This is a genomic window from Tissierellales bacterium (genome assembly GCA_025210965.1).
GTDB lineage: Bacteria > Bacillota > Clostridia > Tissierellales > JAOAQY01 > JAOAQY01.
Genome location: JAOAQY010000031.1, coordinates 1 through 14,282 on the forward strand (window position 1 = coordinate 1; position 14,282 = coordinate 14,282).

17 protein-coding genes and 1 riboswitch are annotated in these 14,282 nt (G+C 31.1%); of the genes, 12 read left to right on the forward strand and 5 right to left on the reverse strand.

What is annotated here, in order from left to right:
- Positions 1-1,367 (reverse strand): PLP-dependent aminotransferase family protein (locus N4A40_01795; protein MCT4660565.1); only part of this gene is annotated, 1,367 nt, incomplete at its 3' end.
- A gap of 110 nt (positions 1,368-1,477) precedes the next feature.
- On the opposite strand from N4A40_01795, the gene N4A40_01800 reads away from it, so the two are divergent.
- Complete coding sequence (locus N4A40_01800; GenBank protein ID MCT4660566.1) at positions 1,478-2,191, forward strand: AzlC family ABC transporter permease; 714 nt, start codon at positions 1,478-1,480, stop codon at positions 2,189-2,191.
- On the forward strand, positions 2,184-2,492 hold the full coding sequence (locus N4A40_01805) for an AzlD domain-containing protein (protein MCT4660567.1): 309 nt from the start codon (positions 2,184-2,186) through the stop codon (positions 2,490-2,492). The genes N4A40_01800 and N4A40_01805 overlap by 8 nt, the downstream gene beginning before the upstream one ends.
- Here the strand turns inward: N4A40_01805 and N4A40_01810 are convergent, their stop codons facing one another.
- A complete protein-coding gene (locus tag N4A40_01810; protein MCT4660568.1) occupies positions 2,493-3,278 on the reverse strand; it encodes an ion transporter in 786 nt (261 codons plus the stop codon). It lies immediately after the preceding gene.
- A 159-nt stretch (positions 3,279-3,437) separates the two neighbouring features.
- Here N4A40_01810 and N4A40_01815 point away from each other — a divergent pair, with 159 nt between their 5' ends.
- From N4A40_01815 to N4A40_01850, 8 genes are all read left to right on the forward strand, one after another.
- Positions 3,438-4,001, forward strand: coding sequence for a nitroreductase family protein (locus tag N4A40_01815; GenBank protein ID MCT4660569.1), 564 nt, complete (start codon positions 3,438-3,440; stop codon positions 3,999-4,001).
- A 99-nt stretch (positions 4,002-4,100) separates the two neighbouring features.
- Positions 4,101-4,895, forward strand: coding sequence for an AraC family transcriptional regulator (locus N4A40_01820; GenBank protein ID MCT4660570.1), 795 nt, complete (start codon positions 4,101-4,103; stop codon positions 4,893-4,895).
- A 92-nt stretch (positions 4,896-4,987) separates the two neighbouring features.
- Positions 4,988-5,677, forward strand: a complete 690-nt coding sequence (locus N4A40_01825; GenBank protein ID MCT4660571.1) for a hypothetical protein — start codon at positions 4,988-4,990, stop codon at positions 5,675-5,677.
- 108 nt (positions 5,678-5,785) lie between these two features.
- Positions 5,786-6,157 carry a hypothetical protein gene (locus N4A40_01830; protein MCT4660572.1) on the forward strand — a complete coding sequence of 124 codons (372 nt, stop codon included), beginning with the start codon at positions 5,786-5,788 and terminating at the stop codon, positions 6,155-6,157.
- Positions 6,150-7,061: a hypothetical protein gene (locus N4A40_01835; protein MCT4660573.1), complete on the forward strand. Its 912-nt coding sequence runs from the start codon at positions 6,150-6,152 to the stop codon at positions 7,059-7,061. The genes N4A40_01830 and N4A40_01835 overlap by 8 nt, the downstream gene beginning before the upstream one ends.
- A gap of 8 nt (positions 7,062-7,069) precedes the next feature.
- Positions 7,070-8,326: a M1 family aminopeptidase gene (locus N4A40_01840; protein ID MCT4660574.1), complete on the forward strand. Its 1,257-nt coding sequence runs from the start codon at positions 7,070-7,072 to the stop codon at positions 8,324-8,326.
- Between the two features lie 12 nt (positions 8,327-8,338).
- Positions 8,339-8,902 (forward strand): GrpB family protein, encoded by a 564-nt coding sequence (locus tag N4A40_01845; GenBank protein MCT4660575.1) that lies wholly within the window; start codon positions 8,339-8,341, stop codon positions 8,900-8,902.
- A gap of 49 nt (positions 8,903-8,951) precedes the next feature.
- A riboswitch (Fluoride riboswitch) is annotated at positions 8,952-9,012 on the forward strand.
- A gap of 86 nt (positions 9,013-9,098) precedes the next feature.
- Positions 9,099-10,286: a cation:proton antiporter gene (locus N4A40_01850; GenBank protein ID MCT4660576.1), complete on the forward strand. Its 1,188-nt coding sequence runs from the start codon at positions 9,099-9,101 to the stop codon at positions 10,284-10,286.
- A 109-nt stretch (positions 10,287-10,395) separates the two neighbouring features.
- On the opposite strand, the gene N4A40_01855 is transcribed toward N4A40_01850, so the two are convergent.
- Complete coding sequence (locus tag N4A40_01855; protein MCT4660577.1) at positions 10,396-10,620, reverse strand: DUF3006 domain-containing protein; 225 nt, start codon at positions 10,618-10,620, stop codon at positions 10,396-10,398.
- Positions 10,621-10,931: 311 nt separating this feature from the next.
- Between N4A40_01855 and N4A40_01860 the strand changes: the two genes are divergently transcribed.
- Positions 10,932-11,126 (forward strand): hypothetical protein, encoded by a 195-nt coding sequence (locus N4A40_01860; GenBank protein MCT4660578.1) that lies wholly within the window; start codon positions 10,932-10,934, stop codon positions 11,124-11,126.
- A 121-nt stretch (positions 11,127-11,247) separates the two neighbouring features.
- On the opposite strand, the gene N4A40_01865 is transcribed toward N4A40_01860, so the two are convergent.
- A complete protein-coding gene (locus N4A40_01865; protein ID MCT4660579.1) occupies positions 11,248-12,081 on the reverse strand; it encodes a hypothetical protein in 834 nt (277 codons plus the stop codon).
- A 231-nt stretch (positions 12,082-12,312) separates the two neighbouring features.
- Positions 12,313-13,191: a hypothetical protein gene (locus N4A40_01870; GenBank protein ID MCT4660580.1), complete on the reverse strand. Its 879-nt coding sequence runs from the start codon at positions 13,189-13,191 to the stop codon at positions 12,313-12,315.
- A 247-nt stretch (positions 13,192-13,438) separates the two neighbouring features.
- Between N4A40_01870 and N4A40_01875 the strand changes: the two genes are divergently transcribed.
- Positions 13,439-14,176, forward strand: a complete 738-nt coding sequence (locus tag N4A40_01875; protein ID MCT4660581.1) for a hypothetical protein — start codon at positions 13,439-13,441, stop codon at positions 14,174-14,176.
- The last annotated feature ends 106 nt before the right edge of the window (positions 14,177-14,282 follow it).

Consider the following 14,282-nt stretch of genomic DNA (forward strand, 5'->3'; position numbering starts at 1 on the left):
ATTCTAAGTTCATTGTGTTTGGATTCACTAGGATAACAAATTGCACCTGGAAGAAAAGTAATACCTAGAGGATAAGCTTTGTCAAAAAGCAATTTTTCAGTAGAAATGTAAGTAGGCAATTGAATCCAAATATTGTAACCTCCTTTTGGTATTGTGTATTTTACTTTAGATTTAAATTTAGTCTTCAAAATAAAGTTAGTGAGAGCCATTCGCTTTTCCAAAAAAGCTTGTATATTTTTTATTAAAGGGTCTATCATATTGCTGTTTAGAACTTCTGATAGCAATTTTTGAGGTAGTAATGCTGAGCCTAAATCAGCGCATGCTTTAGCTTTTTCAAGACCGCTTAGTATAGGATTACACGCAACGAGTGCGGCAAGTCTATAACCAGCTCCAAATAACTTACTTATGCCTTTTATATAAATTACTCTGTCATTAGTATCATAGTGCTTAATAGGCTTTGGAGGATTAGAATCTAAACTTATTTCTCCCCATGGATCATCCTCGATAATATAAAAGTCAAATAGCTCTGCTAAATTAAGCAATTCTAAACGTTCTTTTTTCGACAAGCAATAACCAATAGGGTTGCTATAGTTTGGAGTTAAATATATGAATTTTGGAGGCTCTTTATCACATTGTCTTATCAATTCATTGAATGGAAAACAATTATTTGAGATGTTTAAAGGTTTAATTACAGCCCCTGATCCTTTAAACGCATCTATAGCACCTGTATAAGATGGGGATTCAATCATTACTAAATCTCTAGGGCCAGTAAATACTTGTGCAATCAAATTTAACCCTTGCTGAGAACCGGATATTATGAGCAAATCATCTGGTGTAGTATTTACAAATCTATATTTTGAGAGATATTTTGAAAATGAAATTTTTAAATCCATATCACCAGTAGTTGGACCATATGGCATTATTATATCTTGAAAACGACCAACTAATTTACAGAAAATGGGTTCAAAATCGAGACAAAGATCAGGAGATAGCATTGAATAAGACATATTATATGGTTTTTTTATCAATGTGTTTTTTAAAAGACTTAAAGTAAGCGCTCTAGGATGATAATCTTCAATGGAATTGTACCAAGAAGATACAATTTTGTTATCAGAGTTTGGATGAACTATTTTTGAATTGATAAAAATACCTTTTCCATGATGTTTTACGACCATATTGTCCTGTTCAAGTTTTTCGTATGCCTTTACTATGGTCATATGACTTACACCTAAATTGAGAGAAAGGGTTCGAACTGATGGAAGTGGTTTTTCACTCTCAAACTCACCAGCTAGAATTTTGTCTGAAATTTCTTGAGCAATTTGTTTGTACAAAGGTTCTCTTTTGGATTTGTCTAATTTAAGAAACATAAAAAAACTCCTTTAACTGTTATGGTTTTGCTTTGACTGTTATGGTGATTTGAATATATACTATACCAAAATAAAGCAAAAAACAAGTGCGAAAATGAAAGGAGTAAAATATGAAGTTAGAAAATAAGGAAGAATTTAAGACAGGATTGCAATCAGGATTGTCAATAGCATTAGGATTTATACCAATAGCTATGACATTTGGATTACTAGCTAAAAATAGTGGGTTGAATTTACTTGAAGGGCTAGGTTTTTCGGCTATAGTTTATGCAGGAGCATCTCAATTTATGGCAATAGATTTATTGAATTCTGGAGCTGGAATAGCAAGCATAATACTTACGACATTTCTATTCAATTTTAGACATTTTATAATGGGAGCATCAATGAGTACTAAATTGCGTTCGGATAGTTTGAAATTTAGACCTATAATGGCGTTTGTAATGACAGATGAGACTTATTCGGTAGCTTATTTGAAACAAGATAAAATAAGTGCCTGGTTCTATTTACCTATGGCTATTACAGCATATTTGTCATTATCATTTGGAACAATACTTGGATATCAACTTGGAGGTGTATTACCGGCAGCATTGAATCAAAGTATGGGAATAGCTCTTTATGCAATGTTTTTAGCTATACTAACACCAGAGGTAAAGAAGTCATTTAAAACTATGGGTGTTGTCGTTACGGCAGGTTTATTAAATGTATTAATTCACAATTTGGATTTTGTTCCCGATGGATGGCATATAATACTCGTGATAGTTTTTACAGTTGGAATTTGGACCGTTAAAGATCTCTTAGATGAGAGAAAGGAAGTGTGCTATGAATAGAATATTTATTTTAATAATGGGAATGATGGTTGTTACGTATTTGCCACGAGTACTACCATTTTATGTAATGGGTAAATTGAAATTAAATTCTAGAATAGAGCAGAGTTTAAAATACATTCCATATGCGGCTCTCGGAGCGTTGGTTATACCAGGAGGTTTTAGTGGAGTAAAGGAGCGCCCTTTAGTATCGATAGGAGCGCTCGGAGCAGCAGTACTACTTAGCTATATCAAGGAAAATTTATTTTTATCGGTAGTAGGTTCTGTAGGATTTGCTTATATATGTTTAATGATGTTTCCTTAGTTATCTTATTTTTTTGCCGCAATGAGGACAATACTCGGCGGCATTTTTTTCTCTAAATTCTTGCATGAATCCAGAACTTATAATACCGGTTGGAAGTGCTACAAGACCTATTCCTAGAACAGCTAAAGTACCACTTATTATTCTGCCAGTTAAAGTTATAGGAGTAATAGGAGCGTATCCAATAGGAGTTATAGTTATTATTGCCCACCAAAAAGAAGCTGCTATATTAGGAAATGCCTCAGGTTGAACGGGATTTTCTACATAGTACATGAGTGTAGATGCCGAAAATATGAGAAGAATTATAATTGATACAGTTACTATCAGTAATTCTTTTTCTCTTTTTAGTATTCTACCAATTAGATTCATTGAGGTCATGTACCTGTTAAGCTTTGCAATTCTAATTAATCTAGTAAGCCTTAACATTCGGAGAAATCTTAGGTCTAAAGGAATTAGCATCGGCAAATAGAATGGAAGTATTGCAGCTAAATCAATTATAGCCATTGGTGAAAAAATATATAACCTCATAGCTTTTAGTTTGCCAACATTTTTGAATCTCAAATCACTAGTCCATACTCTAGCGAGGTATTCGAGTGAAAATATTGATATGGATATGATTTCAAAATATCTAAGTTCGGTATCATATTCAGAGTTTATACTTTCGAATGAACTAAGAAATATTGCAAGGGCGTTTAAAAGTATCAGAGTTACAATCATACGATCAAAAAATGTGCTTTCCTTGTCATTTTCTTTTCCTAAGTATATAATTTCAAAAATTCTTTGTTTCATTGTAATTCACCTCAGATTATATTATTGATGAAAACATGTTGCCATGTAAATAGTATACCCATATGTAGAAAAGATGCAATATTTTACAAGACAATTTATGAAAATTTGGGTATATTAAAGTAGAAGATGTGATTTAGATGATGAAATGGAGGAGATACTATGTTAAAAGATTTGATTAGAAAAAATAGAACTTATAGACGATTTGATGCATCTCACAAAATTGAATTAGATGACTTGAAAGATATGGTAGATGCTGCTAGACTTGGTAGCTCAGGAGCCAATCTTCAGCCACTTAAATACTATTTGAGTGCGAGTGATGAAATAAACGATACTATATTTGAGACATTGAGATGGGCTGGTGGATTAAAGGATTGGAATGGCCCAGAATTAGAGGAGAGACCAAGTGGATATATAGTTATGGTTCACGACACAAGTATTAGTAAACAACCATATTGGGATCATGGCATTGCTGCACAGAGTATACTTTTAACTGCTACAGAAAAAGGTCTTGGGGGTTGTATGTTTGCCTCATTTGATAGATCGCTTGCTCAAAAACTTAAATTAGATGAAAAGTACAATATATTGATGGTAATAGCTATTGGTAAGCCTATTGAAGATGTAGTTTTAGTTGATTTGCCGGAAGATGGCAAGACTGCTTATTATAGAGATGAAAAGAAAACTCACTATGTTCCAAAAAGATCATTAGAAGAGATTATATTATAGTTTTGAGCAATTAGAAAAGCGTGTTACAATAGAGTTAAGGATACTATTCTGATGCGCTTTTGATTTGCATTGCGGATTCATATATTGATGGAGGTATTTATGGAAGAGATAAAATACTATTCTGTAAAGAATCAGAACATAGAAGAATTAAAAGTTGCAAAAGACACAAGACATGCTAGAAAAGAACATTTACACGAAGAACTTACTGTTGGTATAGCGGAGAGCGGCATGTCAAACATATCTATGAATGGTGAAATATACGAAATAAAGGCCGGCGATTTATTTTTTATAGGGTCACTAATAAGCCATAGTTGTAATCCTGTAGAGCCTAAAGAATGGACATACACTATGATATACATAAAGCAAAGTCATGTTACAGAGATTTTTAATAAAGAAGATATGTCAGATATAGTTGCAGTTAAGCGACTAAATTCTAATCAAATTGTAGAATTAAAGAGACTTATAGAACGAATAAAGGAAGCTGATTTTTCTAAAGAAGAGTCATCGTACCTTGACGATATTTTGTATCAGTACTATTTAAAAGCTGATAGGAAACAAAAATTTGAAATAGAAAGCGAATTATTAGAAGTAAAAAAATATATTGAGAGTCATTTTACTGAGGAATTTAACATGGAAAATCTGGCAGATATTTTTGATATAGACATCTATACACTAATCAAAAGGTACAAAAAATACCACAAAACGACGCCAATAGCTTACAAAACTCAGTTACGATTAGATTTTGCAAAACAAAAATTGACTGGAAATCAAAAAATAGGAGATATAGCAGTTGATGCAGGGTTTTATGATCAAGCACATTTTTCAAAACTATTTAAGGAGATATATGGCATAACTCCAAATGCTTATAGAAAAAATCGAAAACAAAATTCGTAAAATAGCAAATTTATCTTGCATGATGACTAAAAGAGTAGTATTCTATTTAGATGAGATTGAGGGATATTTGTTTGGATATTAGGGAGGCGCAAATGGACGGAAAATTTAAATATGGAACATATGCATATTGGACGCATCTTTTTGACCGAACAGGAGGAGATGTTGAAGGATTCTTCAGGGAACGTAAGATAACAGAGGATACAGTTTTTTCTCATCAGAGTATAGTTGATTATTATAGAGAAGAACCTCATGACAGTAATATAATATTTCCAAATGTTTGGGCTCTTTTGGGATTTGTACAATACATATTTTTGCCGACAGCTATCTCGACTTTATTGAGACGACATGGAGAGGTAGATTATCCCGGAATGACTTCGGAAGAAACTTTTGATTATTTAAAAAGACATGATCTTATAAAGGATGAAGTATTAGCTGATGAAATCATGAATATAACTAGGGATGTAGCTTCACTTTGGTCAGAAGATGAAAAGCATTGCTTTGATGAACTGCAGATGTTGATGGATAAATTCAATGCACTTACACTAGATGAAAGAGAAGCTTTTGCGGCGCTTGATTTATTTCAATCACCTAAGGAATTTGGGGAATATGTGATAGATACATTTGATTTGGGAGATGGGACAATAGATGAAGATATGCTAGAGGAAGAGCTCCTCATGAGCAAAGAAGATTTTGAGTATATATGTGACCATGTTATGGACAATGAGGTTATGGAGAGAAGATTTATAAAATTATTTGAAGGAGAGCTGCCTACTATGTTGTAGAGGCAGTTTTTTTGTTGTAGAAAGTGCTATAAAATAGTGAAAGTTTAAGTTCTTATTAAGATAAGGGCTTATTTTTTTATGCTAAAATTATAATAGGGGTGGTTAGTGATGATTAGAGAAGATTTGGCATTTATAAAAAAAGAATTAGAGAAAGCACATAATATAGCCGAACGAACATACTTAGAGGGAAGATTTCAAAAAGACGTACATCGATTGAACAATATGAATAGAGTCCAAGATAAATTGATTAGAGCGAAAAACAGAATAGATGAAGTTAATGAAAATATAGAGTATATTGCATTAAAGCAAACTATAGATTTATATTTTGACCCTAGAGAAATAATTAATTTAGATGAATACTCTAAATTATCGACTTTAAAGATTAGGGGAAATCATGAAATTGTGGAACGTGATTTTAATATTATAAAGCAATTATTTGATGATTTTCTTGATATTGAGAGGAGAATTTGTGGTGATTAGAGAACTTAGGGAAAAAAGTATAAAATACGAAAAAGAAAGAGAACGATATGCGAAGATAGCTGAGCATTTAGCTGTGGTAAAAAGAGAGTGCTATGAAAAAAAAGATAGATTTGAAAAAGAAGAATTGGATGTTGAAAAACTAGAAAAGAATACATTATCTAGTTGGATAAAACATATTACGGGTAAATTTGATGAGAGTTTGAAAAGAGAGAGAGAAGAAGCAATTCGTGCTAAATTCGAATATGATAGAATAAAAAATGAAAGAGATAGATTGCAAATAGAATTAAATGGATGTGGAGAGAATTTGAAAAATCTAGAAACCGCTAATACTGAATATAAAAAAGCAATAGAAAAGCTTAAATCACAGCTAATAAATTCTGATGAAATGGAAATTTATTTTTCTAAATTAAATAATTTAGAAAATCATAAACGTGAATTGATAGAGGCTATAGAAGCAGCAAGAAAAGTAGAAATGTCTTTAAATGGTGCAAAAGAATGCTTGAAATCAGCTAAAAATTGGGGAACTTATGACATGCTAGGTGGAGGGCTCATTGCAACTTCTATCAAGCATGATAGAATAGATTCAGCTAAAAGTGCACTTGAAGCTGTTGAGTATAATGTGAAAAATTTGAAAAGAGAATTAAAAGATTTGGACGAAGATTTTAGTGCAAGAATAGATATAAGTCATTGTTTGAAAATGGCAGATTTCTTTTGGGATACGATTTTTGTAGACATGAGTGTTCAAGAACACATAAAAGATGGTTTGAATCAAGTAGATTCTAGTTTGTATAAAATAGATAAACTTATAAATGATTTAAAATCTGAAATAGTTGATTGTAAAAAAGCACAGGATAAAACAGAAAAAAGATTGGAAGAGGCTATGATTGCAAAAATTGAAGGGTAGGTGAGTGTGTGAATAAATATATTGGAAAAGTAAAAATTGATCCAAATAAAAATCATATTAGTGCTGATATTTTATGTAGAATGTATTTTCCATTAGATTACAAACAAGCGGTCATATATATGCACAATAATCTAGAAATAGAAAAAATAGAGTCTAAAGAGATCGAAAGAGTATCATATGGTCCAAAATCCGATGAGAGTATCCCATTTATACAGGAAGGAAGAAAAGTATTTTTGGATATAGATGAATCTAAAAGAACATCGGAGATGGTTAGTATTTCAATGAAATACAGCGGAGAGATAACTAAGATAGGTCAGTCTGGAATAAATAGGATTGAAAAACACTGGGTTGAACTTGGAATATATGCACCGTGGTTTCCATTAGAAGAAAATTTCCCAGAAGCTAATTTTGAAATAGATGTTGAATTTACTGAAGATAATTATGTTCTTATAGGTAGTCCTAATATTAAAAAGAATGGCAAAAATTATAAAATAGAGATTAAAAAATCATTTAGCGATTGTAGTTTTGTGGCATCTGATAAATTTGTAGATCAGAAAATAGAAATAATTAATGGTGATAATAAAGTTCTAATTTACTATATAGATGAAAAAAATGAAAAAAGCGCTAGAAAATTAGGTAAACAGGTAAAAGTAATAATAGATTATTATACAGAGTGCTTTGGAGAGATAGAGAACAGCGATTATACAATAGCTATAGTTCCTAGAGGCAATGGGGAAGATGGTGGAGGATATAATAGACCGGGGTTTGTTGTCCTTCCAGATATAGATGATATAGGATCAAGCAGTCATGTAAAGTATGGAAATGATGAGTACTATGCATTTAAGTATTTAGCACACGAATTAGCTCATTTATGGTGGCATGGAGCGGATCCAAAGACATGGGAAGATTGGCTAAATGAATCATTTGCAGAATATTCATCTCTTATGGCTTTAGAAAAACTAGCAGGGAAAAATATTTTTGATAAAAAAATTGATGAATACGAAAAAATTAGTGAAAAATTAAATTCAATATGGGGAATCGAAAGAGATGACGATGATGCTTTTGATTTGCTATATGTAAAAGGCCCATATCTAATTCACAAACTAAAAATGAAGATTGGAAAAGAAGGGTTTTTGACACTTACTAGAAGTATGCATTCTAAAAATATTGTAACAACAAATGATTTTCTTAAGGAAGTAAAGAATATAGCTGGAGAAAATATTGCAAATGACTTTGAATATAATTTAAAAAATATTAATAGATGAAAAGGTGATGAAATGTCAAGAAAAATAGTGGTTGAAAAGTATAATGAAAATTGGCCGATTGAGTTTGAAAAGTTGAAGAAAAAATTTGAAGAGGTTCTAAACGAATTAGATTATAGAATAGAACATGTGGGAAGTACATCAGTACCCGGATTAGCAGCCAAACCTATATTAGATATAGATATAATAGTTAAGAATAAAGAAACGATGGAGAAAGTTATAGAGCGTATAGAATCCATAGGCTATAAGCATCAAGGTGATTGGGGAGTGCCAGGACGAGAAGCTTTTAAATATAGAGAAGGTTTTGATGTAGAAGATGAAATGGAGCATCATTTGTATGCATGTATAGATGGTATAGATAGTTTGAAGAATCATTTAAATTTGAAAAAATATTTATCAAGTAATCCAGAGGCAGTTAAAGAGTATGGAGAACTAAAAAAGAAGCTTGCGAAGAAATACCCTGAAGATATTGATTCATATGTTGATGGAAAAACAGATTTGATAGTTTCTTTTTTGGCTAAAATGGGAATGAACGAGGATTCGCTAACTGAAATATCGGATGTTAATAAGAAAAAATAATATAGTGCTTGCAATTATAAAGATAGCATTGTATAATTAACAAGAAATGTATAGAAGAGGCGATGGAGTTCGCCGTTAACCGCAGAAATGCTAATGACTCCTGCTGATTACGCAATCAGTAGGAGCTTTTTTATTGTCAAAATGCGCATGTGGCAATATATGTTTTTAGTTAACTAGGCAAATAAGGAGGAAATTTATGGCAACGAGTTTGGCAATTGTAGTGTTACTGGGATTAATAATGAATAAAATATTTACTAAGATGAATTTACCAGGTTTTTTGGGGATGTTGTTGATAGGTGTATTACTTGGACCATCAGTTCTTAATTGGTTAGATCCTGATTTGATGAGAGTTTCAGGCGACTTTAGAAAAATAGCACTTATAGTGATACTACTTAGAGCGGGTCTTGGAATTAGCAAAAAATCGCTAAATGATGTAGGTAGTGCAGCTATAAGAATGAGCTGCATACCAGGGATAATAGAGGGGTTTTTGATTGCACTTATATCGACAAAATTACTTGGATTTACATTTATACAGGGTGGAATCATGGGATTTATAATTGCAGCAGTTTCTCCAGCTGTAGTAGTTCCATACATGATAAGTATGACGGAAAACAAAATAGGTACAAATAAATCAATTCCTACGTTGATACTAGCGGGAGCATCTATTGATGATGTGTTTGCTATAACAATTTTCAGCACATTTCTGGGAATATATGGAGGCAAGCAAGTTAACATAGGGGTAGAGCTAATACATGTTCCTATAGCTATAATACTTGGAGTATTAATAGGTGTTATTAGTGGCCTTTTTATGGTCTGGTTATTCAAAAAATATCATATAAGAGATACTAAAAAAGTGCTATTGATGCTTGGAGTAGGTATAATGCTTACAGCTCTTGAAAATGCTCTTAAAAATCAAATAGAAATAGCCGGTTTATTAGGAGTAATGGCGATAGGATTTATACTACTAGAGAAGAATCCTGAGGTTGCGAAGAGATTGTCATCTAAATTTAACAAGATATGGGTTTTTGCAGAAATATTACTATTTGTGTTAGTTGGAGCACAAGTTGATCTATCAGTTGCATTAGATGCTGGATTTAAAGGTATCATAATAATATTCATAGGATTGATTGGAAGAAGTGTCGGTGTAATGATATCAACACTTGGAACAAATTTAAATTTAAAAGAGAGATTGTTTTGTGTCATAGCGTATACTCCAAAAGCAACGGTACAAGCAGCAATAGGAGCCGTACCGCTAGGACTAGGTGTTGAATCTGGAGATTTGATGCTTGCGATAGCAGTGCTTGCGATAATAATTACAGCACCACTTGGAGCTATGGCTATAAAATTCTCATCAACGAGGTTATTAGAGGTGGAAGCCTCCTAATAATATATAGGCAGTTGATTCATACTTCTGTCGGAAAAGGGTGAAAAAAGGTGTTAGACATTAGAGTCTAACACCTTTTTTCGTTAATTTCAGCAAAAATAAATTGCTTTTAACTTCGATTCAAATCCCAAAATTGATGTCTTATAGCTTCGAGTTCACTTTTCTTTTTACGTGTAGCTTTTATATCTAGTTCGTAGCGACCGTTATCATAGCGGAGACAATCACCTTCTGTCAGTACTAAATCAATATCGGATAGGGCGACTGGTTTCACCTTGTCATCTGTATTGTGACAGATAGCGTAATTACCTTCGATTCGATCTACAACGAGTAGCATGGGCATTCACTCCTTTTATTTTACTGTGTGCTCGTGCTTCTAAAACTTTCTACTTATCTATACCCTAATTATATAAGAAAAAAAGTATTTAGTCATGTGAATAAATTGTGAAAACATTATGAAAAATATAAAAATACTTAAGTGGATTGAAATAATAGCATTATTAGATTGAATCAATAATATTAATAATATATATATAAAGTGTGAATTGATAACTAATTGATGTTATAATCAAATGGAAAGAAGATAATCCAAAGAAGATTCTTTTTTGAAGAGCTAGAAGCTATTTCTATAGAAGGAGAGATATATTAATGAAAAATAAAATGGCGGCATTAAAAAAATTTAGGAAAATAGACTATGTAATTTTCTTTGTAATTAGTTTTACAATTCCATTTGTCCAATTAGCTGCACCAGTTAAGATTAGTGCGATAATTGCGCTATTAGCTATTTCAATAGTTAATGCAGCAATACTTGGAACCATCACGAATTTGATATTTAGAAAATAATGGCAAATTTCAAATTAAACGACAGACATCTCATATCACAAGGAAATAAAGTGATGTGATATGCCTGTTTTTTTAATTAGTAAGTGATTTTGTGTTATTTATCAAAGTATATGATTGAGGTTTAAATATCATCAATGTCTAATCTTTGACCGAAGTGTTCTTCAAGTTGTTTTATTTGTTCTTCAGATATTGAAACATCAGTCATATCTAAAGAGATTATATTATCTAATTTTAGAAGAGCGGAAGCATCTTCTATGGAACAATCATGAAAACGTATATATGCTAGTTTATTTAGGTTTTCAATGCCATCTAAAGATTTTATATCTGAATATTTTAAGTCTAAATCTTTAATAGAAGGATATTTAGCTAAAAAAGAACAATTTTCGTATATAGATTCATCATCTCTTCTTTTAAAATATGGATTTTTAATTTCTAAGATTTTCAGTTGGTCATAGTTATTTAGACTATCTATGAAACTTGGATCAATAAATAGCCTATCAGAAGAGACAATTAATCTTTCTAAAATATTACTATCGGGTAATGTTATATTGGCTACTTCATTTGAGTTTATAGATAAACGCAATTTTGATAAATTGGGTAAATCGACATTGCTTAAATCTAAGTCGCGATTAGTTTTTATATCAAGATAATCAAGACTTGACATTTTATTTAGTCCTTCGAAACTTGTGATATCAAATTTCGATAAATCAAGTTCAAGAGACGTAAATACTTCTAATAGACTGTCATTTAATGTTAAATACTCCTTATCTTCAGGATAAAATTCATCCATAATAGCAGCTCTTAAAGCACGGTCTCCTAGAAGTGGGTCATTTAGTTTTTGAGAATTAATATAAAATGTTAGTCCTATAATAGCTATAGAGAAAATAATAATTATAGCTGATAATTTTGGTAATGACATAGAATTAAATTTAGAATTTGAATCGTTGTTGTACACGCTAAAACCTCCTTGTTATTAGTAGATAAGCACATTATAACACTAAATTTATTTGACGTGCACAAAAATAGTTAAATTTAAGAGAAGTATAAGAAAGTGATTTAGAACTTATTATATTTTCAAGTAAATACAAATCAAGTTACTAATGACAAAAATTGTTATGCCGAAGCTCAAAATATAAAATAAAAGAAAAATCCACAACTTTAGAAAGTGGTGGATTTTTCGAATTTACTATTCATTGTCAATTTCTATCGAAATTTTATCGCCAAAATGATTTCTTAGTGTTTGTATATTTTCATCACTAGTTCCTGGATGTAGTAAATATATGTCATTAAGGCTCTCTGATTTTAAAAAAGCAGATATGTTTGATATTTTACCATTCCAAAAAGTAATTGAGTTTAAGCTTTTGAGATCTTCAATTCCATCAAAAGATTCTACATTTATATCAAAAAGATATAGAGACTTTAAAGAAGAAAATTGGGTCAAAAAAGAAAGATCTTCATAATTAACTGAATTACGATTGTTTGGTGAAAGACTAAGCTCTTCTAAGGTGGAAAAATTGCTCATAGTTTCAATGAAACTAGGGATTGATAAAAAGTCAGAAAAAATATGAAGACTTTTTAAATTTGGAGCATTAGGTAACTTCCAGTCTGCTTTATTAGAGCTATACTCATGTAGATCAAGATTGGTCAAATTATTTAGAACTAAGTCACTAAGATCTATATTTTTTTCTGAAGAGATTGAAAGTGCGTATAATCCTTTTAATTTCAATAAATCCTCAAAATTCACATCATCAGATTCAGAGATATATAAATCTAATTCAAGTACGTGATCTAAATCTTTTGGTTCGAAACTTCTATCTAAAGGAACTACAATTCTATCTGTCACAGCTCTGCTAATTGTAGGGTCATGAATTATTTTGCGTACTTCAGAAAGTAGTAAGTTTTCATCATCTGCATAGGTTTCTATATTTTTAGACATATTTGCGGTAGAGCTTGAAATTATAAAATGAAATGTAAAACCTATAAATAGTACAAAAAGTATGAGTAGAGTTGTTAATTTAGGTAGTGAAAGTGAGTGTAATTTTTCTTTTATGTTTTTTTGTCGCATGCGAATACCTCCATAAATTGAATAGTTAATTATAGTATAGCATTAACTAGTTAGTTTTGAACTAAAAACATAAAAAATCACTAGAGTATGTATTTTAAATCATAATAAATAAACAACTAACTAAACGCTAAAAAACGAATGATTTAAACGATTAAAATAACCATTGACATTTTACACAGATTTAACTAAACTGTAACTAGAAGATTGTTATTGTGCGTAAAGTTTAAACTAAAAGGGGACTTTTATTATGAAAAAATTTAAAATTTTATCAAGTGTGTTTATTGCAATGGGTATTTGTTTTGGAGTTGTTACTACTAGTTTTGCAATGGATTACGATCAGGAAAGATTTCAAAAAATGCATTTAGAGGATATGAATTTATCAGAATATGATACGTTTGAAGAATTAATTGAATCAGGATATTTTGAAGATGATGACAGATATTCAGAGGGAGCTTCGAATGATGAGATTGCAGATATGATATTTATAAAAGAACAGCTAGAAAATGAAGATTCCAATTGCAGGGTTTTTGTGTTAAATGGGACAATGGAAGATGCTGATGAAATAAAAAATGATTCGGACCATATTGTTACGGGTAAAGCAGGAAAAGTTATAGAAGAAACTCCGACACGTAGGATAGTAGAATTTGATATAAAAGATGATTTTGAAACTGATTTTCCAGAAGATGGGAAAATAGCAGAAATAACAACATCATCTTCCATACAAGAGGGTAAAGAGTATGTTTTATTTTTAGAAGATAATCCTTATGATGATTTTGACGATGTATTTTATCCTGTGAATTCATATGATGGTGTTGTCGAAATTTCTGATGGAGAGCTAAAATATGACAATGAAATAGTTGAAGAACTGTTTGAAGAACAATTTGAGGAGCAAACTGAAGCAGATAAGGACAAGTCATCAATGAATATTTTTGAAGATGGTATTCATACTCTAAAGAATTTATTAAACTTTATAAATGAAGATTAATAAATAGAAAAGGACATAAGTTTTTACTAAACATAAGAGCTTTAGAGAGCTTATATATTAAACTATAAAAAGTGGACGAATTCGTCCACTTTTTGCATATAATTAA

Bases quoted from the DNA above. Each gene is read 5' to 3' on its own strand.
- N4A40_01850 (MCT4660576.1), top strand. From the start codon at position 9,099: ATGGCAACGAGTTTGGCAATTGTAGTGTTACTGGGATTAATAATGAAT.
- N4A40_01860 (MCT4660578.1), top strand. From the start codon at position 10,932: ATGAAAAATAAAATGGCGGCATTAAAAAAATTTAGGAAAATAGACTAT.
- N4A40_01825 (MCT4660571.1), top strand. From the start codon at position 4,988: ATGGACGGAAAATTTAAATATGGAACATATGCATATTGGACGCATCTT.
- N4A40_01810 (MCT4660568.1), bottom strand. From the start codon at position 3,278: ATGAAACAAAGAATTTTTGAAATTATATACTTAGGAAAAGAAAATGAC.
- N4A40_01870 (MCT4660580.1), bottom strand. From the start codon at position 13,191: ATGCGACAAAAAAACATAAAAGAAAAATTACACTCACTTTCACTACCT.
- N4A40_01815 (MCT4660569.1), top strand. From the start codon at position 3,438: ATGTTAAAAGATTTGATTAGAAAAAATAGAACTTATAGACGATTTGAT.
- N4A40_01855 (MCT4660577.1), bottom strand. From the start codon at position 10,620: ATGCTACTCGTTGTAGATCGAATCGAAGGTAATTACGCTATCTGTCAC.
- N4A40_01805 (MCT4660567.1), top strand. From the start codon at position 2,184: ATGAATAGAATATTTATTTTAATAATGGGAATGATGGTTGTTACGTAT.
- N4A40_01845 (MCT4660575.1), top strand. From the start codon at position 8,339: ATGTCAAGAAAAATAGTGGTTGAAAAGTATAATGAAAATTGGCCGATT.
- N4A40_01800 (MCT4660566.1), top strand. From the start codon at position 1,478: ATGAAGTTAGAAAATAAGGAAGAATTTAAGACAGGATTGCAATCAGGA.
- N4A40_01875 (MCT4660581.1), top strand. From the start codon at position 13,439: ATGAAAAAATTTAAAATTTTATCAAGTGTGTTTATTGCAATGGGTATT.
- N4A40_01830 (MCT4660572.1), top strand. From the start codon at position 5,786: ATGATTAGAGAAGATTTGGCATTTATAAAAAAAGAATTAGAGAAAGCA.
- N4A40_01820 (MCT4660570.1), top strand. From the start codon at position 4,101: ATGGAAGAGATAAAATACTATTCTGTAAAGAATCAGAACATAGAAGAA.